The following is a 22,226-nucleotide window of genomic DNA, read 5'->3' on the forward strand; positions in this document are numbered from 1 at the left end:
CCGGTCGTCAACGGCCCGGCTCGATCATGACCTTCATAGAGTCCGGGTGCGGCACGGACGCGAACTGGATTGCCTCCGCCGCCTCGGAGAGCGGAAAGCGGTGCGAAATCAACCGGGTCAGGTCGTAACCATTCCGGTAGCCGTCGATCACCATCCGGACGCCCTCGTCCTGGATCTCGGCCGAGGAACTGTAGGAGCCCATCAAGGTCTTTTCATCCATGCAGACGGTCGCCGGGTCAAAGGTCGCATCGCCGTGCTGTGTCTGGGCAAACAGCATGATCCGGCCCCCGCACCGCGCGGCGTCCATGGCTGTCCGGATCAGCCCATTGCCGCCAACCGCCAGCATCACCGCGTCCGCACCACGCCCTTCGCTTTCGGCACGAACCCGCTCGACCACGTTCTCCGTGCTGGCGTCGATCGGGTGCTCCAGACCATAGGTACGCGCAATCGCGTGCCGCTGCGGGTAAAGATCGGAGGTCAATACCTTGGCTCCGGTCCGCCGGGCCAGGGTGGCCAGCAGTATCCCAATCGGGCCCTGTCCAATGACCAGAACTGTTTCGTCCGGCTGCAGGTTCAGCACCCGGACGCCTTTGTAGGTAGTGTTCAGCGGCTCAATGAACGCAGCCTGTTCAAAGGGCAGGTCCTTTGGCAGCTTGATGAGCCCGCGGCGAACAATCCAGTCCATGACGCGGATGTACTCGGCAAAGCCGCCGCCGGATGGCTCATATCCCGCCGTACAGCCCACGCGCTTGTAGTCGTTGCACTGGGCAAAAGTCTTCTTGCGGCAGTAGTAGCAGTCGCCGCAGGGCGAATGGTGGAAGGCCATGGCGTGATCGCCCACCGTCCAACCCTCAACGTCCTCGCCCACAGCGGCGACGATGCCGGCGATCTCGTGCCCAAAGATGCGTGGGGCAGAGTGTGAGCCGCTGTGGATCTTCTTCAGGTCCGTCCCGCACACGCCGCAGGTGACTACCTGTAGCAGGATCTCGCCGCGACCGATGCGCGGCACTGGCACGCTCTCGACGCGTACATCGTTCACCCCGCGATACACCGCGGCCTGCATCGTCTCCGAAATCGACCGCACGGTGACGGTCTCCTGTTCAACGGTGGCTGTCTGCATAGTTCCCCTGGGTCGTCCCTGCCTCACGGGACTGAATCGTGGATAACCAGCGCTGGACGGTGCGACCCAGCGCCTCAGCGCCGCTCCGGCCGTTCCTGCCCATGCGCAGCAATGGTGCAATATATCGCGGCCGCGGCAGTACATACGTGACCAGTTGCGGCAAACGCAGTTGATGATCGACCACGAACTGGTTCAGATCGGGCAGCTCTTCATTGGCGCTGTCGGTAATCGCCTTCCAGCAGAAGAACGGGATGTTCTGCTCCTGCGCGAGCTTCGCGACGGCTGCAGCTTCCATGTCAACCAACGACACGCCCCACTGCTCCGCACGGCTGCGCTTTTCCTGGCGACCGAGGATGCGCGGCGACGTTACGAGCTTGAGCGCGTTGGCTTCGTTCGCTGTGCGGTAGCGGTTGCCGCCCACCTCGTCGATGACTTCGCCGACGTCGTAAGTCTTCCCGGGCTGAACACCGCAGGACGTCGCGCCGGCCCAGCCAATGGACACAAGCGCGTCGAGCGCGCCATGGGAAGCAAGCTGCTCGACAGCCCGCTTTGCGTTCTCTACGCCCATGCCGCCAGCGATTGCCAGCGCGGCGAACTGCCCGTGCTGCTGCAGGTACGTGCCGTCTGGCTGGCGCACCCAGCCCCGCACCAGCGGCTTCAACTCAGCGGGGAGAGCGGCGACGATGCCAACGCGATAGCTCATGACTGCGGCGCATATCCGTGCGCGCGAAACCAGTCAATGGCGCAGCGAAGCGCCGCATACACCGGCACCACGTGGAACCCAAGGTCGCGCTCTGCCTTGGCGGAGGAGGCGAACATCTTCTTACGGCCCATGCGCACGGCCTCGACTGTAGCGCGCGGCTCTTTGCCGCGCAGCCGACCGGTGACCGTCTCGTCAAAGAAGGCGAACGCCATAGCCAGCGCGTGCGGCACCTTCATCGTCGGTGAGGGAAGACCCGTGATCGCAGACATTTTGTCCAGTATCTGCTTCAGGGAGAGATTCTCGCCACCTAGAATGTAGCGGTCACCTGGAGTGCCACGCTCGAGCGCCGCGACATACGTGGTCGCGACTTCCGTTACGTCCACCAGGTTGAGTCCCGTATCGACGTAGGCCGGGAAGCGCCGGTTGAGGAAGTCGACGATGATCTGCCCGGTCGGGGTCGGCTTCAGATCGGCGGAACCGACGGGCGTGGTCGGGTTCAGGATGATGACGTTCTGCCCGGCGCGCGCGGCGGCGATCGCCTCCTGCTCCGCGAGGTACTTCGAGCGCTTGTAGTGGCCGATCATGTCATCGAGCGACACTGGCGAGCTCTCATCGACGATCGTTCCGTCGGAGCGGAAGCCCATCGTCGCCACGCTCGACGTGTAGATCACGCGCCGCACGCGAGCTTCGCGGGCCGCGGCCAGTAGCTGTCGCGTGCCATTGACGTTGGCGGCGTACATGGCCTGCGGATCGCGCACCCAGAGACGGTAGTCTGCGGCGACATGGACCAGCACATCGCAATCAGCAAGCGCGGACTGAAAACTAGAGACGTCCCGCAGATCACCAATTACGGTGTCACCGCTCAGACCAGCGAGATTATCGAGCCGGCTCGTAGAGCGAACGAGAAGGCGCAACCGTGCACCAGATTGAGCAAAGGCCTGCGCTACGTGGCTACCGACGAACCCGGTTGCACCGGTCAGAAAGACGTTCATGCGAAGTGAACCGCTGGCGATGTGCGGAACGGCCGGAGGTCGTGCGGGCGCAGCATCGGTTAGTCGAGCGACTCCGCCTCGATGCCGATTCCCTTCTCACCCGCCGCCTTCTTCTCCCAGTACTTCTTCACCCAGGCATCGAAGGTCTTGCCGGCCGCGGTATCGCGTCCTGTGAAGGCAAGCGCTGCGATGTCGCTATATGGAATCGAGAGCTTCTCGGTGGAGCCCGGGCGTAGCACGCGGACGGCAGACGCGGCGAGCGTCGGACCAGTGCGACGGTCGAAGATGTAGCCCTCGACGGTCGAACCGTCCTTGCGCGTGATCGTCACATCGCCGCGATAGTCGAAGGCCTTCTCGAGCGCGAGGCGGGTCTCTTCGTCGCTCGCGAGCGACGGGATCCAGCCCTGTAGATCCTCGCGCTCGCGTCCGGCAGCGACTTCGACTTCGTCTGGATTGAGGTGCGGCTGCGTCTCGGTCGTCATGGTCAATCTCCAGAGACGCCCTGCAGCTCGACCGAAGAGGTCTTCGCAGGCGTAGCGCCGATCTGCACCAATGGGGCCGGGTGCGCAGGCTTCCACTCGTTCAGCAGCTTCTGCGCGCCCTGGTCGGGATACAAATTCAGGAGCGCTCGCGCGGTCTGGAGCAGGCCCTTGAACGAGCCGAAGGTGTAATTCACGCCAGAGGCCTCGTAGCCAGAGTGCACCATGCAGTTGGCACAGCGCGGATTGCCGCTCTCCGTGCCGTAGTTGGCCCACTCGACCGAGTCCATCAGCTCCTGAAAGGTGTCGGCGTAGCCGTCCTGCAGCAGGTAGCAGGGCTTCTGCCAGCCGAAGATGGAGAACGTCGGCATGCCCCACGGCGTGCAGCGCAGCTCCTTCTTGCCCATCAGGAATTCCATGAACATGGGCGACGCATTGAAGGCCCAGCTCTTCTTGCGATTCGACAGGATGGCGCGGAAGAGCTTGCGCGAGCGAGCGCGGCCGAGAAAGTGCTTCTGGTCCGGCGCCTTGTCGTAGGTGTAGCCGGGCGAGACCATCATGCTTTCGACGCCAGACTCCATCAGCTCGTCAAAGTGCATACGCACACTGTTCGGATCGGCGCCGTCGAACAACGTCGTGTTCGTCGTGACGCGGAAGCCGGCAGCGACGGCAGCGCGGATGCCCTCCATCGCGATCTCATGCCCCCCCTCGCGGCAGACAGAGAAGTCGTGATGCTCCTTCTGCCCATCCACGTGCACGGAGAAGGAGAGGTACTTGCTCGGCCTGAAGAGGTGCAGCTTCTCTTTGAGCAGCAGCGCGTTGGTGCACATGTAGACGTACTTCTTCCGCTCGACAAGGCCGGCAACGATCTCCGGCATCTTCGGATGGAGCAGCGGTTCGCCGCCCGGGATGGCGATCATCGGCGTGCCGCACTCATCGACCGCGCGGAAGCACTCCTCGGGCGAGAGCTCAGCCTTCAGGATGTGCGCCGGGTACTGGATCTTGCCGCACCCGGCGCAGGCCAGGTTGCAGCGAAACAGCGGTTCGAGCATCAGGACGAGCGGATAGCGCTTGCGGCCCTTCAGCTTCTGCTTCAGGACGTAGCTGGCAACAGTCCAAGCCTGGGAAATCGGAACTGCCATGGATACTTGTTCTCCTCTCCGCCCTCAGGCGGCAGGTGTCTGCGCTTCGCTTCGAAGCGCTACTGGTCCGGCGCCTGCATGGCGCGGTGATAATTGGTCAACGCGAGCAGCGGAAACACATCGCGATACGTGTGATAGGCGAGGTAGAAGACGCGCGGAAAGCCGGTGCCAGTGATGATGGCTTCGCGCTGGCGGCCTTCGCCCATGCTCTCGTCCCACGATCCGTCTTCACGCTGCCGCTGGAGCAGCCAGCGCACGCCCTTGGCGACCGAGTCGCTGCGATTGTCCCCCGCCGAGAGTAGCCCCAGGACCGCCCACGCGGTCTGCGACGGTGTGCTGACGCCAACGCCACGCGTGATCGGATCGTCATAGCTGTGGCAGCTTTCACCCCAGCCTCCGTCGGCGTTCTGGACCGAGCGGATCCACTCGGCTGCCTGCTGAATCTCCGGCTCGTGGTTCCACATGCCGATCGCTTCAAGGCCGCGCAGCACCAGGAAGGTGCCGTAGATGTAATTCACACCCCAGCGGCCAAACCAGCTTCCGTCCGGCTCCTGCTCCTTGAGGATGAACTGCACCGCCCGCTCGACGCGCTTGTCACTGCGCGTATAGCCATAGGTGGCCAGCATCTCGAGGATGCGCCCCGTGATGTCGACCGTTGGCGGATCGAGCATCGCGTTGTGATCCGCGAACGGAATGTGCTGGAAGATCATCTTCGTATTGTCTTTGTCGAAGCTGGCCCAGCCACCGTTGCGGCACTGCATGGCGAAGATCCAGTCGATGGCCCTACGCGCGACCTCATACTGGTAGCGCTCGCGCGGGTTGTCGACCTTGTTCAACGCCAGCAGCACCTGCGCCGAGTCGTCCGTGTCCGGATAAAACTCGTTGTTGTACTCGAAGTACCAGCCACCGGGCGCGGCGTTGCGCACCTTCACGGCCCAGTCGCCCTTGTGGCGCACTTCCTTCGAGAGCAGCCAGTCAGCCGCCTTGAGCATGCGCGGATCGGTCCGCGAGACACCCGCCTCCCCCAGTGCATAGACCATCTGCGCGGTATCCCACACGGGCGAGACACAGGGCTGCATGCGGAAGGTCGGCTCCGGACAATCCGGCGTGCCCTCCGGCTCATCGATGCCCAGCTTCTCGAACTCGTCCATCGCGCGGATGAAGTGCGGGTCGTCCTCGGAGTAGCCGAGCACGCGCAGCGCGATAATCGCGTTCATCATGGCTGGATAGATCGCGCCCAGGCCGTCGGACATCTCGAAGCGCTCGAGCAGCCACTTCTCTGCCTTGCGGAGCGCGATCTTGCGCAGCGGACGGATGTGGACACGCTCAGCCCAGTGCACCATGCGGTCGAGCAGCAGGAAGAAGTTGCGCCAGCTGGCGACCGAATCACGGTTCCAGCGCAGCTTGAGGTTGGCCTGCTCGCGTCCGCCGACAAACAACTCGTCGATGCCGCGCTCTGGCGGAATCTTCTTGAATGGCTTCTTCGCGTAAGCGATCGAAAGCGGCACCAGGATGGCGCGCGACCACGAGGAGATCTCGTAGATATTGAAATAGAACCAGCGCGGCGCAAGCACAATCTCCGGCGGGATCGCGGGCACGGCGTTGTACTCGTATTGGCCCAGCGCGCAGAGGTAAATCTTGGTGAAGGTATTGCACTCGACGACGCCACCGCGGGCCAGAATCCACTCCCGCGCCTTGGTCATCCACGGCTCATCGGCCGTGTGGCCCATCAGCTTACCCGCAAAGTAGCACTTCACGGCGAGGCTGACACTCCCAGGACCGCCCGGATAGATGCTCCAGCTGCCGTCTTCATTCTGGAAGCGGCGCATCTCGGTCAGCGCGCGCTGCATGCGTCCGCGTGTCCGCTCGTCCTGCGTCTCGAGCAGCGTGTGCAGGAAGATATAGTCGGCTTCGAGCATGGCGTCGGCCTCGAGCTCGCCAACCCAGTGCCCGTCCTCCTGCTGCATGCGGAAGATGTGATCCTTCGAGCTTTCGACTGCCTCGGCTACCTGATCGAGACCAGCGTCGATGCGTCCGAAGCGCGGGCCGGGCTGGCCGCCGCTGCGCCACTTACCGTTCTGCGTGGCGGCGTTGCTCTTCACCTGCGTTGCGGAGGCTGTTGCAGCCGGGGCGGTGCCCCTGGGAGCAGACACGGAGCCTTCCGCTCCTGACGGATCGTCGTCCAACGATGGAAATCGGCTCATCGAATCCTTCCGCCCTTAGCGGGCCGCGACCGCTGCCGGTCCAATGGCCTGTACGATCTCGGCCGGCAGGCCGAAGCGCACATTCTCGGGGACCACTTCTACTTCTTCCACCGAGCCAAAGCCCCGCTCCCGCAGATACGCCACCACCTCGGAGACGAGAATCTCGGGCGCGGAGGCGCCCGCCGTCACAGCCACCGTCGCCACATCGGCGAGCCAGTCAGGACGGATAGCCTCGGAGTTGTCGATCAGGTGTGCCACCGTGTTCAGGTTGCGCGACACCTCGACAAGGCGGTTCGAGTTGGAGCTGTTGTTCGAACCAACCACCAGGACCAGGTCCGCCGTGTGCGCCACATTCTTGACGGCCACCTGGCGATTCTCGGTCGCGTAGCAGATGTCCTGCGAATGCGGACCGACGATCTTGGGGAACTTTTCCTTGAGCGCCTGAATGATGTCGCGCGCCTCGTCGAGGCTCAACGTGGTCTGGGTCAGGTAGGCGACCCGGTTCGGATCGGGCACCGTCAGGGTGGCGACTTCCTCAACCGATGACACGACCTGCGTGACATCCGGCGCTTCGCCGAGCGTGCCCTCGATCTCATCGTGATCGCGATGCCCGATCAGCACGAGAGAGTAACCCTGCTTGGCAAACTTTACTGCCTCGACATGAACCTTTGTGACAAGCGGGCAGGTCGCGTCAATCACCTTCAGCCGCCGTTCCTTGGACCGTGCGCGAACCGCGGGCGAGACGCCGTGCGCAGAGTAGATCACGCGCATGCCCTCGGGCACATCGTCGATGTCTTCGACAAAAATGGCGCCCTTTTCCGCCAACTCGTTCACGACGAAGCTGTTGTGCACGATCTCCTTACGGACGTAGATGGGCGCGCCGAAGGTCTCAAGCGCGATCCGTACGATGTCTACCGCGCGCACCACACCAGCGCAGAAGCCGCGCGGCTTCAGCAGCAGCACACGCTTCTCGGTTGTGGAGAGGGGAGCGCCAGGGTCGGACGCGGAGGGCTCAATCGTGTAGGAAGTCACTGTCCCAGTATACCGGGTGGGTTCCGGCTTGTCAGTGAATAGTCGCACCTTCGATGGTGCATTTCACGCCCTGCACAGCCACGAAGTGCTGCCCGTGCAGGGTTATTCCTTGGTTACTGGCAGAGCGGAAGCGACTCTCGGTGTTTCAGTCGGCTCCCCTCCGCTCAGTTGTCGGCTCCTACACTGGCCCGCTGCGGCGCACCCTTTGCCGGTTCGGAGGCGGCAGCTGCCTTGACCGGACCCGTCGACGCGCGGTGTGCGGCCAGGTCGCGATAGATCATCTGGTTGCGCACGATGCCTTGTACGTACTCGCGTGTCTCGGTGAACGGGATCGACTCAACGAACTCGTCCATGCCGTGAAACGGAGCGCCCGACTGCCAGTCCTGGACGCGGTCGTCGCCCGCGTTGTAGGCGGCGAAGGCAAACTCGGGCTTGTCGCCGAACTTGTCCAGCGTCTGGCGCAGGTAGCGTGTGCCCAGCTTGATGTTCACCGAAGGGTTCAGCAGCTCGTTGTGATCGAAGTGCCGGATGCCTTCCTTGTGCGCCATCTCGGACCCGACGCTGGGCAGCAATTGCATCAGCCCCCAGGCATTCGCGTGCGAGACGACCGTCGGGTTGAACTCCGATTCCTGCCGGATGAGCGCAGCCACCATGTACGGGTCAAGGCTGTGATGTGAGGCTTCGCTCTCGATCGTGCTCCAGTAGGGCTCCGGAAACAGGATCTTCCAGTAGGCCAGCGGAATGGCGTCGATCGGGGCCGAGGTATAGAACGGCAGCGCACGTTTCATTACGCGCATCGCCTTCGCGTCCTCGCCGTACGAGTGATAGATCTCCGCCTCGGCGAAGGCGCCCCATTCTTCGCTGCCTTCCGCGGCCTGGATCTCCGGGGTGATGTACTCGTTCAGGCCGGCATTGGCCAGCAGCTTTGCGCGGACGACGTGCGGGTCGTCTTCCGGCACATCATCGGTCAATGCCGGTATGGTCGGTGGCTGGATGGAGGCGAGCTCCGGCACGGCGGCTGACGTGACGGCACCGAGTTCCTTCAGCCGTTCCGCTGCCTCCTGCGCGTAGAAATAGTGCAGGTAGGTGTCGCGCACGACCTCGTAATACGCGGCTGCCTTCGCTGGCTGGTGCTCCTGATCCTGGTAGATGCGGGCGCGCCAGTAGATCGCGCTGGGGATCTCCTTACCGCCCGGATAGTGCGCGATCTGCTCGTCGAAGAGCTTTGCTGCGTCGGAGTACCGGCCCAGCCTGTAGTTCAACCACGCGGCACGCCAGTGCGCGCTGGGGGCATAGTCGGAGCAGGGGCCCTTGGCATCCTTGCAGATCATCGGGAAGCGCTGCGCCAGGTCGGCGTAGTAGCTGACTGCGGTTGGCAGATCCTTGCGCAACAGGTACATGTTGCCAGAGGAGTAGAGCGCCTCGGCCAGCCACTGGCTGGCCGGAAAGCGCTGCTGGAGTTGCGTGACATCGGCCTGCTGCTCGCCCACGTCGCCGCGGTCCCGGGCCAACTCGGTCAACAGGTAGAGGCGGCGCGCTCCGGCTTCGCCGTTGGTATCGGGCAGGCTGGCGACCATCTCGCGGTTGGCCTGCTTGAGCTTGTAAGTGCACGCCATAGCGGCGACACGCAGCCGGTCCCGCGTCTCTTCGTCCTGCACGCTCGGGTCGGTCGCAAGCGCGCGGTAGTCATCGGCTGCCTCGTTGTAGCGGCCGGCCGTGTAGAGCGCGTCTGCATGGTGCTGCCGCTCGGCAACGGTGAGCGGAGCGTTGGCCCCCATCGCCTGGAGCTGCGTCTTGGCCTGCGAAGCCTCGGGGCTGAGAGGCCAGCCGAGGTACACGCGGCGGAAGGTCTTCGCCGCCTGGTCCGTATTGCCGGCGACCTGCTGGGCACGTGCCAGCGCCAGCAGGTAGTCGGGCTTCTCCGCCAGGTGCTCTGTGCTGTGCTCGTTGAGCGTGCGCAAGGCCGTCTGCGGATCGCCTTCGAGGATGGCGAGGTTCGCGATCAGCACCGGCATCTGCGGGACGAAGACGCTGTCCGGGAATTTGGTGGCGAAGCTGGTGAGCAGCTTTTCTGCCTGCGGCGACTGACCAGACTGGATGTCAGCCTGTGCAGTCAGATACGTGGCGTAGTCGTCAAGTGCGTCGCCCGCTCCCCCGGCATGGGTCAGCGCAGTGACTGCCTCGGGCAAGCGATGGTCGAGCAGGTACGCGTGGCCAAGCGCCAGGTAGGCTGCTGCCGCCGCATCACCCTTGTGCGTCTCGGCGTAGCGGCTCACGCCGGCGTAAGCCGCAGGGGTGCGATTCTGCGCGAGTTGTTGCGCCATGGGGCGCAGTTGCGAAGACGCCACGAAGGCGCGCTGCAGGCGCCGGCTGCGGGCGATGGATTTGGCGGTCCGCTTCGCGTGCCGTGCATGGACATGGCGGACATGCGCCGTGGTCCGGCGACGGCTGCGGCTGGTCGCGGGACTTGTGGCTTTATGCGCGGCGTGGTGAGACACCGGGTGCTTCGTCTGGGCCGTGGCGCCAAATACGGGGACCGAGAGAACCGACAGGAGCGCCAGACCAGCCCCGGCACGCCGACAGATATGCAGGAATGACACTTCCAGTACCTCAATGAGCAACGGCTCTGGTCCAAAGACTAAGCGCATTCACTGTGGCTGGCTATCCGACGAACGTGGGGGTAGCCATGTCAACAATGGTGTGCTGATGTTCCGGGCGGAGCATGCCGACAGTACCTTGACGCAGCACGGGAGAGAGGAGTCCAGCCACCCGGGACGGACTCCCTCACCTTTCCCAGACGCGCGCGGCGCTACCAAGCATAGACGGTGGTGCTCGAGAGCTCGACTGTCTGCGATCCGCTCGCGCCCTTGCCATCCAGTTGCAGATTCATCAACAGCACCGGACCCCAGTTCAGCGCGAACAGGGAGGGGCCGGTCGCCCCGGAGAAGGCCTGCTCCACGCCGTCGAGGCTGACCGTCTCATAGGTCACGTTGCCACCGTTATCGCGCGAATAGGTGAGCTGCACATGGTGCCAGGCATTGCGCGTCCACGTGCGCGGGTCGCACTGCAGGTTGGAGTGGATCCACGTGGAATGCGACTGAGCGACCGTACCGTCGTTTACCGTGTAGTCCCACGTGCCGGTCCAGCCGTCGCACTGCACACCATAGATCACCACGTTGCGATTCGCGAGCACCTGGTTCATGTCCATCTCAAGGTTCATGATCGTGCCGCATGCGCTGCCGCAGTTCGCGTTGAGCATCACGTAGGTGTCGTAGACGAAGTGGGTCGCTGTCGTGTTCCCCGCGAACGACGAGTGAAAGCGGTGCCCGCCATCGTTGCTGTAGCTGAAGCTGAACTGACGCGTGGCGCCGTTGAGCGCGGGACTCGCGACCAGGCTCGTCGAGCCGTTCGAGCTGCCACTGGTCGCGGCGTCGTGCTCGCCGACCCAATTGGTGAACCCCTGAATGTTCGCGATCGTCGCGACGTTTGCCGGGATGCTGGGGAGCTTCGTCAACACATCGACGGCGACATCGGCCGTGCACTCGGCACCCTTGTTGCCCCATGACTTTACGTGCACGATGTGGGCTCCGGCGGTGGCAGTCGTGGACGTGTTCAGCGCAGCGGCCTGAATCACGGTATCGACGCCGCTATCGATCGAGTAGGCCATGGCGACGATCGGCTGGGTCTGGCATGGTGTGCCAGTGGCCTGAACCGTGAATGGCGACAGGACCTGGGCACCGGCATGCGGGTAAGCCACGGTGACGCTGGCGTGTGCAAAGCAGGACAGAGAAGCAATCGAAAGAGCCGCAAAAAACGTTTTCAAAGGCACACCTCGGGGGAGAGGGCACAGGGACCCATGGTTGTGTCGCGTGAACAGGAAGGCCGTGCTCCCGGAACCCGGTGAGCAGAACCTCACGTGTGATTTGTGCTTGTTGGTGTGACAACCTTCGCAGCAACGCGCTGTCCGCGAAATGACCCGAAATGGGAACAAGGAGTGGTGCCGTGTGGAAAACGTACCTTCGCCAGGCACGCATGGCAGTGCCTCACCAGGAGAAAACCCTGCGCGCCCTGGCAGATGGCGGTCGAGCCGCTTCCCTGTTCCGGGCGCGCGCCACAGCCTCACGTCGCCTCGGGAGGCTCCCTATGGCACCGGTTCACCCAGACTGGCTAGCCCACCCGTTCCCAGACCGGCCGCTCCGGTTTGTGCGCCCTTTCAGCCGACTACTTTGCCCTTTGCCTGCTTCCCAAACCGGCGCTTGATAGAATCACCCGTGCCTGATTGGTGCAGAATCCCGTCAGCGAGAGGCGAACTCTGAAACCTTCCGAGAGCCAGACCATCGAAGCTAAAGACACACCGGTGACAGCACCCGAGGAGGTGCATCCGGACGTGGCGCTGGTCGAGCGTGCCCGGAACGGTGACGTCCAGGCATTTGAAACGCTCGTCCGGCAATACGACCGGCAGGTCTTTCGTATCGCGCAGCACATCACGCAGAACCGCGAAGATGCGCAGGACGTTGTCCAGGACGCCTTTCTAAAGGCGTACGAGAAGCTCGATCAGTTCCAGGGCAACTCGAAGTTCTACACCTGGCTGGTCCGCATTGCAGTCAACGAAGCACTGATGCGGCTGCGCAAGCGGCGCACCGGCAAGATGGTGTCGATTGACGAGGACGTGCAGACCGATGAAGGGTCGGTGCCGCGTGACCTGGCCGAGTGGCGACCGAATCCGGAGCAGGAGTACGGACAGTCGGAACTGGCCGACATCCTGCGGAAGACCATCAACGGGCTGCCGCCCGGGTTCCGCGTGGTCTTTGTATTGCGGGACGTGGAGGGTCTGTCCACGGAGGAGACAGCCAGTGCGCTGGGGCTAAGTGTGCCGGCGGTGAAATCGCGGCTGTTGCGGGCGCGGTTGCAATTGCGGGAGCGGCTGAGCCGCTATTTCCGCAAGAAGAATGAGGATGGTGTTCAGTGACCTGCTCGGAATTTCTCGCCGAACTCGATGACTTGATCGACGATGCCGTGACGCCCACGCTGCGCACGGACCTCGAACTGCATTTGCGCGAGTGCGAGCATTGCGTCATCACGCTGAACACCACACGCAAGACCATCGAGGTCTACCGCCAGAACGAGCTGTACGAGCTGCCCACCTCACTCCGCGAGCGCCTGCAGGCGGCCATCCTGGCCAAGTGCAAGCGCGGCTGCTGACCTTCGCTCGCTGGCCGCTCCGGCCATTTGCTTATGCGCGTCTGCATCCTGGCCGATAACGCCTCCGCCCGCTTTGGCGGCGAGGCAATTCTTCCCCTCCACTACTTTCGTCTGCTACGCCGGCGCGGCATTGACGCATGGCTGATTGCGCACGACCGCGTTCGCGGCGAGCTCCAGGAGCTGCTGCCCGGCGAACGCGACCGGATGTATTTCGTGCCGGACACGCGCTTTCACAAGCTGGCTTTCCGTATGTCGAAGCTGCTACCGCGGCGCATCGCTGAGTCGGCGATTGGCGTCCCCATGCTGCTGAGCACGCAATGGGCACAACGGCCGATCATCAAGCGGCTGATCCGCGAGCACGGCGTCGATGTGCTGCACCAGCCCGCGCCTGTGTCTCCGTCGTTTCCCTCACTTTACTTCGGCCTCGGCGCTCCGCTGATCGTCGGGCCGATGAATGGCGGCATGGATTATCCGCCCGCCTTCCGCAGCAGCGATTCGCTCGCGAGCCGCATTTGGGTCGCGCTGGTAAGGCCGCTGACTGCTCTGGTCAACCGCCTGCTCCCTGGCAAGCGCAATGCAGCCGTGCTGCTGGTCGCGAATCAGCGCACCGCACGCGCACTGCCGCGTGGGGCACGCGGCCGCGTGATGGAGCTGGTCGAGAACGGCGTCGATCTCACGGAGTGGACGAAGCCACCCGCCTCCTCGCCAAAGCCCGGGCGCTTCGTGTTTCTAGGGCGGCTGGTGGACTGGAAGGCGCTGCCGATCGTGCTTGAGGCGCTGGCCCGGGTGCCCGGTGCGACGCTGGACGTGATCGGCGATGGCAACATGCGCGAGCCATGGCAGGGAGAGGCCGCTCGGCTCCGAGTGAATGACCGAGTCGCGTTTCGCGGCTGGCGCACGCAACCAGAGTGCGCAGTGGCGCTTGCTGCGGCGACCGCCCTGGTCCTGCCCAGCCTCTATGAATGCGGCGGAGCAGTCGTCCTTGAGGCGATGGCAATGGGACGTCCCGTGATTGCAACGGCGTGGGGTGGTCCCGCGGACTACCTGGATGCAGAGACAGGCTTCCTCATCGCGCCCGCAAGCTACGAGGCAATGGTGGCCGGCTTCGCCGCGGCCATGCAGCGCCTGATCGAGGTGCCAGGGTTATCCGAGCGCATGGGCGCAGCCGGGCGCGAGCGGCTGCTGGCTCACTTTACCTGGGACAGCAAGATGGACTGCATGCTTGAGATCTATCGCAGTGTGCTCGATCAAAGGGCGGGTGTCTCCGGGGCGGCATCGCCGGTCGAGTACACCACGTCATAGTCCGTCATTACGATCCCCGAGGCATAAACGCGGTGCTTGCACAGCCGAAGTGACGTTCGCAATGGCGGCGCGGGAAGCAGCGAGACGCCACCACCCAGCAAAACCGGGACGATGCCGAGAGAGATGCGGTCGACCGCCTGCATCGCGAGCAAGTGGCGAAACAGCAGGCCTCCACCCATCAACCAGATGTCTCCTCCCTTGCGCGCCTTGAGCTCCCGGATCGCTGCCGGATCGAGCTCAGCGACGACCCGCGCACCGGCCGTGGGCTTCAAGGTCCGCGAAGCCACGACTACATCCTTGCCGGCAAACGCCTTGGCGCCCATCCGCTCGACCGCCACGCGCCAGGTCACGCGGCCCATCAGGAGTGTGTCACAGCGATCCCACGTCTCCGCCAGTGCAACGTCCACCTCAGGATCGTTCATGATCCAGTCGTATTCGCCGTTCGGGCCGGCGATGTAGCCATCGAGGCTCATCGCGACGCCGTATTCTATTGCGCGCATTGCATCCCTCCACGGGCGACCATGGGCGCTGCCCCCCTCGGTACATTCGATGTTGCGGGACGCCTCAGATCAGCTTTCATAGTAAGGAGCTCTGAAGTACGTACTTAGGAACAGTAGCTATTGGTCTACTGTGGACACATCGGCGGCAAGGGTTGGTGCCCGCCAGAACTCCCGAGGAGAAGCGATGATCATCGTTACTGGAGCAAGCGGCAAACTCGGTCACCACGTGGTGCGCGGCCTGGTGAAGAAGGTCAACGCGTCACAGGTCGTTGGTACGGTCCGCGACCCCGAGAAGGCACAGGAACTGAAGTCGCTCGGAGTCACGGTACGCCGGGCCGACTACTCGCGGCCGGAGACACTCGCAGCCGCATTTGCCGGAGCAGAAAAGCTTCTGCTCATTTCTTCGAACGAGCTGGAGCACCGCATGCCGCAACATCATGCAGTAATCAATGCGGCGAAAAAGGCCAGGGTCCAATTGCTGGCCTACACGAGCATTCTGCGCGCGGACACCAGCACCATCGGGCTCGCGGCCGATCACAAGGCAACAGAGAGCGCCATACGCGCCGCAGGGCTGCCGTATGTCTTCCTGCGCAACGGCTGGTATTTCGAGAACTACACCGAAGCACTGGCGCCGGCTCTGCAACACGGTGCCATCCTGGGCTCCGCGAATGGCGGTCGCATTGCAGCCGCAACCCGTGCCGATTATGCCGGGGCGGCTATCGCAGCGTTGACGCAGCCGGGAATGGCGAACCGCATCTTCGAACTCGCCGGGGACAGTGGGTTCACCATGGATGAGTTCGCAGCCGAGGTCTCCAGGCAATCCGGAAAGACTGTCGCGTACAAAAATCTTCCGCCACAGGAGTACGCCAAGGCGTTGCTCGGCTTCGGACTACCCGGACCGGTCGCGGACATGCTGGCCGATGCCGAAGCTGCTGTGGCTCGAGGCGAGCTCGACAGCACAAGTCGTGACCTGCATGACCTGCTCGGCCGGCCGACCACGACGCTCGCTGCTGCTGTCGCTCAGGCGCTTCAAGGCTGAGTCCGCAGCGGCAACTCTGACCGACACAAAGCGAAACGCCGGAGCACCAGGCTCCGGCGTTTCGCTTTTGCTGATATTTGCAGCTAGACCTCAGGCTGTAAGCCGTTCGCGAGTGCAATCAGATCGTCACCGATGGTGCGAGTCTTCGCGATCGCGTCCTTGAGCGGGATGCTGGTGATCTCGGTGCCGCGCAGAACGACGAGCTGGCCGAAGTTGCCTTGGTGCACCAAATCGATCGCCGCAGTACCGTAGCGTGTCGCCAACATGCGGTCATACGCAGTCGGTGTGCCGCCGCGCTGCGTGTGGCCCAGGTTGACGCTGCGCGTCTCGTAGCCAGTCTTCTCTTCGATCTGCTCGGCGACCGCCTGCCCGATGCCGCTCAGACGTGCGTGTCCAAAGGCATCGACCTTCGTGCCCTGCGTCGCCTGCCCGCCGGTCGGCATCTTGGCGCCCTCGGCAACAACGACAATCGAAAACTTCTTGCCGTTCTCGTGCCGGTGCTTGATCACGCGGCAGATGTGGTCGATGTCGAGCGGCTTCTCCGGCACGCCGATTGCGTCCGCGCCGCCGGCGATGCCGCTGGTGATCGCGATCCAGCCCGCGTCGCGACCCATGACCTCGCATACGATCACGCGATTGTGCGCCTCGGCGGTCGAGTGCAGCCGATCGATCGCCTCCGTCGCGATGCTGACGGCAGTGTCGAAGCCGAAGCATGCATCCGTGCCGCTCAGGTCGTTGTCGATGGTCTTCGGCACGCCAACGATCTTGACGCCCTTCTCAATCAGCGCGTTTGCCACGCCCTGCGTGTCATCGCCGCCGATGGTGATCAGCGCGCCGAGGTTGTTCGCCTTGATCGAAGCGAGGCACTTGTCGATGCCGCCTTCCATCTTGCGCGGGTTCGTGCGCGAGGTGCGCAGGATGGTGCCGCCCAGGTGCAGGATGCCCGAGACGGCATCCGCATTGAGCGGACGGGTCTGGTTCTCCACCACGCCGCGCCAGCCCTCCAGGAACCCGACGAACTCATCCTTGTAGTGGAAGATGCCCTTGCGTACCGCTGCGCGGATCACAGCATTCAGTCCTGGGCAATCGCCCCCACCTGTCAATAAACCCACTCGCATCAGTCGTCAGAGCTCCTCTCGAAAGCGCATCTTGCAAACGAGACGAATCATACGTGCGCCCGCGGTGCGGATCAAACGCGCTTCTTTGCCAATCGAGCGGCGTAGCCAAGCCATCTGGAAATCCACGTGAAGATGGTTGGCGGATATGCCATGTGCCACAGAACCAAAAGGTAGTGATCACCAGATTCGAGTTCTGCAATCGCGTTGTTCCAGACGCGGCCCGAGTTGGGGTCTTCCAATATCAGCCGGTCATGAGCGCGGCGAAGGAGTGTCGATAGCTTTTTCTCGTACTCGTCAGTGTCGCAGCAAGATTCGAATTCCTGATGGAGTCGAACGGGGTCGGCGCAAGAAGCAGAATCGCTTTCCGAGAAGTACATCATGCGCTGCTCCAAGGAACTGAGCGAAATGTGATCAAGAGTCGCTTGGTGAGCGACGTGTCTCGCCAAATAGATCTTCGCATCGCTGCTCGTCAAAACGGCTTGATCATACGTGCGCACGACTGCCGAATCAACGATGAAGCGCGAACGGCAGCGTCGACCATCTTCGTTCGCAGGAGAGCACGCCGGTGCGAAATTTGCGCCCTTTCACTTGACAGAGAGTGGCTGCATATTTATACATAGTGATGCATAGTTATGCAATTGGCCGCCCGGCGCCTCCCCTTTCCCGGTGCGGCCTTTTGCTTTGCAAAAGCAAAGGACCTCTGCGCCATGACGAAACAGGACCGGCACACCGCCATTCGCCAGCTCGTGACGAACCGCTCGATCACGAGCCAGGATGAGCTGCGCCGCCTGCTGGTCAAGCGCGGACACGATGTGACGCAGGCGACGCTGTCACGCGACCTGCATGCGCTGCGTCTGTACAAGGGGCCGGGCGGGTACCAGTTGCCGAATACAGCTGTCGCGGTGGCAGAGGAAGATGAGGACCTGCCGGACGTGGGCGACCTGCTGCGCAACTTCGGCCTGCGCGTGCGCCAGGCGATGAACCAACTTGTCGTGATCACGACCCAAGGCGGCGCGCAGCCAGTGGCCGCCGGTATCGACGATGAAGAGTGGCCGGAGGTCATCGGCACCATCGCGGGCGACAATACGGTGCTCGTGATCTGCCCGGATACGCGCAGCGCCTCTGCCCTGCGGACGCGTGTCGAGGAGCTGATCGGCTGATGGCCCTCACCCCTAAGAACGCGACACAGGCTGCAGTGCTCGGTGTCACCGGCTATGCGGGCGCAGAGCTCGGGCGTCTGCTGCTCGCGCACCCGCGACTTGGCGCGACGCCGCTCTTCCTGGGACGCGAGGGCTCGGCACGTGAGTCGCTGACCGCAGTGCACCCGCAGCTTGCGGGGCTCTCGCGTGAGCAGCTCTGCATCGAGCCGTTCTCGTGGGATCTGCTGCAGACGCAGAAGACTGATGTCCTGTTCCTCGCGACACCGCACGAGCAGTCGCGGCATCTTGCGCCAATTGCGCTCGAGCGCGGACTCACAGTCATCGACCTGAGTGGCGCATGGCGGCTGGATGAGCCTGCCAACCGCGCAGTCTACAAATTCAGTGACGAGGGCACACCAGCTGCCGCATCGACGCAGCAGCACGCCATTTATGGACTGCCTGAGTTGCACCGTGCGGATATCTCACGAGCCAAGCTGATTGCGAATCCCGGCTGCTATGCGACTGCGGTCACCCTCGCGCTGAAACCGTTGCTCGCCGCCGATTGGGTTGATGTCGAGCGCGGCATCGTGGCGGATGCGAAGTCCGGCGTCTCGGGTGCAGGCAAGGAGCCCACGGCAAAGACGCACTTCATGTACGCAGCCGACAATCTTTCGGCCTATGCGCCATACCAGCATCGCCACACGGGTGAATTGCTCGAGCAGCTGGGGCTCGCTGCTGACGCGATCACCTTTACGCCACACCTGCTGCCGATCCCGCGCGGCATACTTGCGAGCTGCTACGTCGCGTTCGAGGAGCCGCACACGGCGGCCGAGATCGAGGCGTGCTTTCGCGCGTTCTATGCCGACAGCCCCATGGTGCGGGTGCGTGCTGCCGGCGATCTGCCGCAGATCCAGCACGTGGTGCGCACCAGCTTCTGCGATATCGGCTTCGCGCTCGCACCCAACAGACGACGATGCACCGTCATCAGTTGCCTCGACAACCTGCTGAAGGGTGCTGCCAGCCAGGCAGTGCAGAACCTGAACGTAGTCCGCGGATGGCCAGAGACGGAAGGACTGCTATGAGATATGTGATCAAGCTGGGCGGTGCCACGCTCGAGAATGCAGCGACACTTGCAGGCTGCGCGCGCGCGATCGTCGAGATGGTGCGAGACGGTCACCAGGTCGCTGTCGTTCACGGAGGCGGAGTCGCGCTGACCCGCACCCTGAAGGCACTGGGCAAGCAGAGCGAATTTATCGCCGGCCTGCGCATCACCGACGCGGAGACGCGTGACACCGCGCTGATGGTGCTCGCTGGCCGTGTGAATAAGGCGCTCGTCGCCGCACTCGGCTCGCTCGGGCAGCCGGCAGTCGGCCTGTCCGGCGGAGACGGCCTGATCTTTCGTGCGCGCAAGAAGCGCACGGCACCGGACCTCGGCTTTGTCGGCGAGATCGTCTCCTCCGATCCACGCTGGCTTGAAGCAATCTGGGCGATGGGCGCGGTGCCCGTGCTCTCGTCGCTTGCGCTCGGCTTCGACGGTGAGTACTACAACATCAACGCCGATGAGATGGCCGCTGCCTGCGCGGTTGCCGCACATGCGGATGCGCTGGTCTTCCTCACCGATGTGCCGGGCGTGCGCGGCGCAGACGGCGAAGTGATGCGCTGGCTCTCTGTCGATCAGATTGCGCCGCTCACACGCGACGCTGTCATCACCGGCGGCATGCTGCCGAAACTGGGCGCGTGCCGCGAGGCACTGCTGCATGGCGTGAAGCGCGTGCGCATTCTTCCCGCCGATGCTGCTTCGTCCATGCCCGATCTGCTGCAAACCCGCGTTACTCACGGCACGGAGGTGCTGGTCGCATGACAACCCTCACCACTCCCGAGACAGCACTGGGCACCAGCGAACTCGCATCGTTGCAGGCCGCTGAGGCGCGCCTGCTGCTGCCCACGTATGAGCGCAATCCCCTGCTCTTCGTCCGCGGCGAAGGCGTGTCCCTGATCGACGAGCACGGCCGCCGCTATCTCGATCTGCTAAGCGGGATCGGCGTCAACGCGCTCGGTTACGGGCACCGGGCGATCGAGCAGGCGATCGTTGCGCAGAGCACGAAGCTTCTGCATATCTCGAACCTCTATTTCCACCCGGGGCAGGCTGCGCTCGCGGCGCGGCTGACTAAGATGACCGAGCTCGATCGCGTGTTCTTCACCAACAGCGGCACCGAAGCGTGGGAGGCAGCGCTGAAGCTGGCCCGGCTCTATGCCGGGCACGAACGCGAGCACGGCCGCACCTTGGGCACGAAGTTTCTCTGCTTCGATCACAGCTTTCATGGCCGCACCATGGGCTCGGTTGCAACGACGGAGAAGGAGCGCTACCGCACTCCGTTCATGCCTGTCATGCCCGGTGTCGATTTCGTCCCATTCAACGATGTCGCAGCGCTGCGTGCCGCCTTCAACAACGACTACTGTGCAATCTGCGTCGAAGCGATTCAGGGCGAGGGCGGCATTCGCCCCGTCTCGCAGGACTTCATCGACACAGCACGTGAGCTCACTCGCTCCACTGGCGCATTGCTGATCGTCGATGAGATTCAGTCCGGCCTTGGGCGCACCGGACGCTGGTGCGCGTATCAGCACCATGGCGTCAAGCCGGACATCACCACCCTGGCCAAGCCGCTGGCGGGCGGGCTGCCACTCGGCGCGATGCTCTGCACCGAGGCGGTCGCCGCCGCAATGCAGCCGGGCCTGCACGGCACCACATTTGGCGGCGGTCCACTGGCGTGCGCTGTCGCGCTCGCCGTCATCGATACCATCGAGCAGGACAACCTGCTCGATCATGTCACCGCTGTTGGCACGTACTTCCATGAAGCGCTCACCACGCTCGCCGGCAAGTATCCGCAGCTTGTGGTCGAAGCGCGCGGGATTGGCTTGATGCTGGCTCTCGAGTTGCGGTCGGCTGACACAGCGAAATCGGTTGCGGCGGCCATGCTCGAACGACGCATCCTGCTGAACCGCACCAGTGATACGGTGCTGCGCTTTCTGCCCCCATACATTCTCTCCGCTGGCGACGTTGACCTCGCCGTGGCTGCACTCGACGACATTCTTCACCAGCACGTACACGAACCACACCTCACTGGAGGTAGCTCCCTTGGCCGCTAATCCTTACCTACTAAAGCCTGCTGTCTCCCGCCGCAGTGGCGCCTCCGGGCCGTTCGCCCTCGCGGCTCGCTCGCTTGCCGGCGCCGACCTCTGCTCGATCGCCGATCTCTCATCTGGCGAGATCGCTGCGCTGCTCAAGCTGGCACACGCGGTTAAGGCGCGACCGCGTGACTACCGCCATGCGCTTGATGCCAAGCAGCTCATCATGTTCTTCGAGAAGGCTTCGCTACGCACCCGGCTCACCTTTGAAGCAGCGATGAACACGCTGGGCGGTAACGCCATCTTCGTCGACCAGACACAGTCGCCGCTCGGCGAGCGCGAATCATTGAGCGATATCTCACGCAATGTGGAGCGCTGGTCCGACGGCATCGTGCTGCGCACCTACGCGCACGAGACGATCACCGAAATGGCGCAGCATGCACGCGTGCCCGTCATCAACGCGCTCAGCGACCTCGAGCACCCTTGCCAGGCGCTCGCCGACTTCATGACCCTCGAAGAAAAGTTCGGCACGGTCCGCGGGCTGAAGTTCGTCTACGTCGGCGACGGCAACAATGTCTGCCACTCGCTGATGCTCACAGCCGCGCTGCTCGGCGCCAACTGCGTCGTCGCTACCCCGAAGAACTACGGGCCAAAGACGGAGATTGTCGCCAGGGCCAATGCGATCCTCAGTGAGGTCGGCGGCTCGCTCACGCTGATGGAGGACGCGCAGGCTGCGGTCACTGGAGCAGACGCGATCTACACCGATGTCTGCACCAGCATGGGCTTCGAACATGAAGCGACCAAGCGCGCTCCTATCTTCAAGCCCTACCAGGTGAACGAGACGCTGATGGCGCGGGCGGCCCAGCACGCCGTCTTTCTGCACTGCCTGCCGGCGCACCGCAATGCCGAGGTCACCGACCAGGTGCTTGATGGACCGCAGTCCATCGTCTTCGACCAGGCGGAAAATCGCATGCACGCGCAGAAGGCCGTCCTGCTGATGCTGCTCGGCGCCTCCGTCACACCCGAGCAGCGCAAGCCGCCCAAGGCCGCACGCCGCCGCGCGCTCGCCATTAAGTAACCAAAGCAGACACACACTATGCGCGTGAATCGCGCAAGAGGAGACAGCAT

At 63.6% G+C, this 22,226-nt stretch carries 21 protein-coding genes; 9 read left to right on the forward strand and 12 right to left on the reverse strand.

The annotated features are described in order from the left end of the window. Positions 1-7 precede the first annotated feature (7 nt). From AC5IJH_RS06285 to AC5IJH_RS06325, 9 genes are all read right to left on the reverse strand, one after another. Positions 8-1,120: a zinc-dependent dehydrogenase gene (locus AC5IJH_RS06285; RefSeq protein WP_491901955.1), complete on the reverse strand. Its 1,113-nt coding sequence runs from the start codon at positions 1,118-1,120 to the stop codon at positions 8-10. Continuing rightward, entirely contained in the window at positions 1,101-1,823 is a 723-nt protein-coding gene (locus tag AC5IJH_RS06290; protein ID WP_491901956.1) for a phosphorylase family protein, read from the reverse strand. Before AC5IJH_RS06290 ends, AC5IJH_RS06285 begins: the two co-directional genes overlap by 20 nt. Then, entirely contained in the window at positions 1,820-2,815 is a 996-nt protein-coding gene (gene hpnA / locus AC5IJH_RS06295) for a hopanoid-associated sugar epimerase (protein WP_491901957.1), read from the reverse strand. Before hpnA ends, AC5IJH_RS06290 begins: the two co-directional genes overlap by 4 nt. A 59-nt stretch (positions 2,816-2,874) precedes the next feature. After that, the gene (locus tag AC5IJH_RS06300) at positions 2,875-3,297 is read right to left on the reverse strand and encodes a hypothetical protein (RefSeq protein ID WP_491901958.1); all 423 of its coding nucleotides are present in this window, start codon (positions 3,295-3,297) and stop codon (positions 2,875-2,877) included. Positions 3,298-3,299: 2 nt separating this feature from the next. Next, entirely contained in the window at positions 3,300-4,436 is a 1,137-nt protein-coding gene (gene hpnH, locus AC5IJH_RS06305) for an adenosyl-hopene transferase HpnH (protein WP_491901959.1), read from the reverse strand. 59 nt (positions 4,437-4,495) lie between these two features. After that, positions 4,496-6,640, reverse strand: a complete 2,145-nt coding sequence (gene shc / locus AC5IJH_RS06310) for a squalene--hopene cyclase (RefSeq protein ID WP_491901960.1) — start codon at positions 6,638-6,640, stop codon at positions 4,496-4,498. Between the two features lie 15 nt (positions 6,641-6,655). After that, on the reverse strand, positions 6,656-7,672 hold the full coding sequence (locus tag AC5IJH_RS06315) for a 4-hydroxy-3-methylbut-2-enyl diphosphate reductase (RefSeq protein ID WP_491901961.1): 1,017 nt from the start codon (positions 7,670-7,672) through the stop codon (positions 6,656-6,658). A 164-nt stretch (positions 7,673-7,836) separates the two neighbouring features. After that, entirely contained in the window at positions 7,837-10,320 is a 2,484-nt protein-coding gene (locus AC5IJH_RS06320; protein ID WP_491901962.1) for a lytic transglycosylase domain-containing protein, read from the reverse strand. Positions 10,321-10,481: 161 nt separating this feature from the next. Continuing rightward, entirely contained in the window at positions 10,482-11,495 is a 1,014-nt protein-coding gene (locus AC5IJH_RS06325; protein WP_491901963.1) for a hypothetical protein, read from the reverse strand. A gap of 534 nt (positions 11,496-12,029) precedes the next feature. Here AC5IJH_RS06325 and AC5IJH_RS06330 point away from each other — a divergent pair. Genes AC5IJH_RS06330 through AC5IJH_RS06340 form a run of 3 tightly spaced genes read left to right on the forward strand, consistent with a single transcriptional unit; the run spans position 12,030 to position 14,176 of the window. Beyond that, a complete protein-coding gene (locus tag AC5IJH_RS06330) occupies positions 12,030-12,641 on the forward strand; it encodes a sigma-70 family RNA polymerase sigma factor (protein ID WP_491901964.1) in 612 nt (203 codons plus the stop codon). After that, positions 12,638-12,874, forward strand: coding sequence for an anti-sigma factor family protein (locus tag AC5IJH_RS06335; RefSeq protein ID WP_491901965.1), 237 nt, complete (start codon positions 12,638-12,640; stop codon positions 12,872-12,874). The genes AC5IJH_RS06330 and AC5IJH_RS06335 overlap by 4 nt, the downstream gene beginning before the upstream one ends. A 33-nt stretch (positions 12,875-12,907) precedes the next feature. Next, complete coding sequence (locus AC5IJH_RS06340) at positions 12,908-14,176, forward strand: glycosyltransferase family 4 protein (protein WP_491901966.1); 1,269 nt, start codon at positions 12,908-12,910, stop codon at positions 14,174-14,176. Here the strand turns inward: AC5IJH_RS06340 and AC5IJH_RS06345 are convergent. Continuing rightward, positions 14,122-14,676 carry a dihydrofolate reductase family protein gene (locus tag AC5IJH_RS06345; protein ID WP_491901967.1) on the reverse strand — a complete coding sequence of 185 codons (555 nt, stop codon included), beginning with the start codon at positions 14,674-14,676 and terminating at the stop codon, positions 14,122-14,124. The genes AC5IJH_RS06340 and AC5IJH_RS06345 overlap by 55 nt on opposite strands. 184 nt (positions 14,677-14,860) lie before the next feature. Here AC5IJH_RS06345 and AC5IJH_RS06350 point away from each other — a divergent pair, with 184 nt between their 5' ends. Then, positions 14,861-15,715: an SDR family oxidoreductase gene (locus AC5IJH_RS06350; protein WP_491901968.1), complete on the forward strand. Its 855-nt coding sequence runs from the start codon at positions 14,861-14,863 to the stop codon at positions 15,713-15,715. 83 nt (positions 15,716-15,798) lie between these two features. On the opposite strand, the gene AC5IJH_RS06355 is transcribed toward AC5IJH_RS06350, so the two are convergent. Next, entirely contained in the window at positions 15,799-16,833 is a 1,035-nt protein-coding gene (locus AC5IJH_RS06355; protein ID WP_491901969.1) for a 6-phosphofructokinase, read from the reverse strand. 71 nt (positions 16,834-16,904) lie between these two features. Then, on the reverse strand, positions 16,905-17,225 hold the full coding sequence (locus tag AC5IJH_RS06360) for a hypothetical protein (RefSeq protein WP_491901970.1): 321 nt from the start codon (positions 17,223-17,225) through the stop codon (positions 16,905-16,907). A gap of 315 nt (positions 17,226-17,540) precedes the next feature. On the opposite strand from AC5IJH_RS06360, the gene AC5IJH_RS06365 reads away from it, so the two are divergent. From AC5IJH_RS06365 to argF, 5 genes are read left to right on the forward strand one after another with little or no spacing between them, the layout of a single operon-like run. Then, entirely contained in the window at positions 17,541-17,993 is a 453-nt protein-coding gene (locus AC5IJH_RS06365) for an arginine repressor (protein WP_491901971.1), read from the forward strand. After that, positions 17,993-19,054, forward strand: a complete 1,062-nt coding sequence (gene argC, locus AC5IJH_RS06370) for an N-acetyl-gamma-glutamyl-phosphate reductase (RefSeq protein WP_491901972.1) — start codon at positions 17,993-17,995, stop codon at positions 19,052-19,054. Before AC5IJH_RS06365 ends, argC begins: the two co-directional genes overlap by 1 nt. Then, a complete protein-coding gene (gene argB, locus AC5IJH_RS06375; protein ID WP_491901973.1) occupies positions 19,051-19,833 on the forward strand; it encodes an acetylglutamate kinase in 783 nt (260 codons plus the stop codon). The genes argC and argB overlap by 4 nt, the downstream gene beginning before the upstream one ends. Further along, positions 19,830-21,119: an aspartate aminotransferase family protein gene (locus AC5IJH_RS06380; RefSeq protein WP_491901974.1), complete on the forward strand. Its 1,290-nt coding sequence runs from the start codon at positions 19,830-19,832 to the stop codon at positions 21,117-21,119. The genes argB and AC5IJH_RS06380 overlap by 4 nt, the downstream gene beginning before the upstream one ends. After that, a complete protein-coding gene (gene argF / locus AC5IJH_RS06385) occupies positions 21,109-22,176 on the forward strand; it encodes an ornithine carbamoyltransferase (RefSeq protein WP_491901975.1) in 1,068 nt (355 codons plus the stop codon). The genes AC5IJH_RS06380 and argF overlap by 11 nt, the downstream gene beginning before the upstream one ends. Positions 22,177-22,226 lie beyond the last annotated feature (50 nt).

It is taken from the genome of Candidatus Dedyshia acidiphila (genome assembly GCF_051025295.1).
Taxonomy (GTDB): domain Bacteria; phylum Acidobacteriota; class Terriglobia; order Terriglobales; family Acidobacteriaceae; genus KBS-83.

What these genes read in the sequence shown, in the direction of transcription:
- hpnA (WP_491901957.1), bottom strand. Translation starts at nt 2,815, where the DNA reads ATGAACGTCTTTCTGACCGGTGCAACCGGGTTCGTCGGTAGCCACGTA.
- hpnH (WP_491901959.1), bottom strand. Translation starts at nt 4,436, where the DNA reads ATGGCAGTTCCGATTTCCCAGGCTTGGACTGTTGCCAGCTACGTCCTG.
- AC5IJH_RS06380 (WP_491901974.1), top strand. Translation starts at nt 19,830, where the DNA reads ATGACAACCCTCACCACTCCCGAGACAGCACTGGGCACCAGCGAACTC.
- shc (WP_491901960.1), bottom strand. Translation starts at nt 6,640, where the DNA reads ATGAGCCGATTTCCATCGTTGGACGACGATCCGTCAGGAGCGGAAGGC.
- AC5IJH_RS06365 (WP_491901971.1), top strand. Translation starts at nt 17,541, where the DNA reads ATGACGAAACAGGACCGGCACACCGCCATTCGCCAGCTCGTGACGAAC.
- argC (WP_491901972.1), top strand. Translation starts at nt 17,993, where the DNA reads ATGGCCCTCACCCCTAAGAACGCGACACAGGCTGCAGTGCTCGGTGTC.
- argB (WP_491901973.1), top strand. Translation starts at nt 19,051, where the DNA reads ATGAGATATGTGATCAAGCTGGGCGGTGCCACGCTCGAGAATGCAGCG.
- AC5IJH_RS06300 (WP_491901958.1), bottom strand. Translation starts at nt 3,297, where the DNA reads ATGACGACCGAGACGCAGCCGCACCTCAATCCAGACGAAGTCGAAGTC.
- AC5IJH_RS06320 (WP_491901962.1), bottom strand. Translation starts at nt 10,320, where the DNA reads ATGCGCTTAGTCTTTGGACCAGAGCCGTTGCTCATTGAGGTACTGGAA.
- AC5IJH_RS06290 (WP_491901956.1), bottom strand. Translation starts at nt 1,823, where the DNA reads ATGAGCTATCGCGTTGGCATCGTCGCCGCTCTCCCCGCTGAGTTGAAG.
- AC5IJH_RS06355 (WP_491901969.1), bottom strand. Translation starts at nt 16,833, where the DNA reads ATGCGAGTGGGTTTATTGACAGGTGGGGGCGATTGCCCAGGACTGAAT.
- AC5IJH_RS06350 (WP_491901968.1), top strand. Translation starts at nt 14,861, where the DNA reads ATGATCATCGTTACTGGAGCAAGCGGCAAACTCGGTCACCACGTGGTG.
- AC5IJH_RS06285 (WP_491901955.1), bottom strand. Translation starts at nt 1,120, where the DNA reads ATGCAGACAGCCACCGTTGAACAGGAGACCGTCACCGTGCGGTCGATT.
- AC5IJH_RS06340 (WP_491901966.1), top strand. Translation starts at nt 12,908, where the DNA reads ATGCGCGTCTGCATCCTGGCCGATAACGCCTCCGCCCGCTTTGGCGGC.
- AC5IJH_RS06345 (WP_491901967.1), bottom strand. Translation starts at nt 14,676, where the DNA reads ATGCGCGCAATAGAATACGGCGTCGCGATGAGCCTCGATGGCTACATC.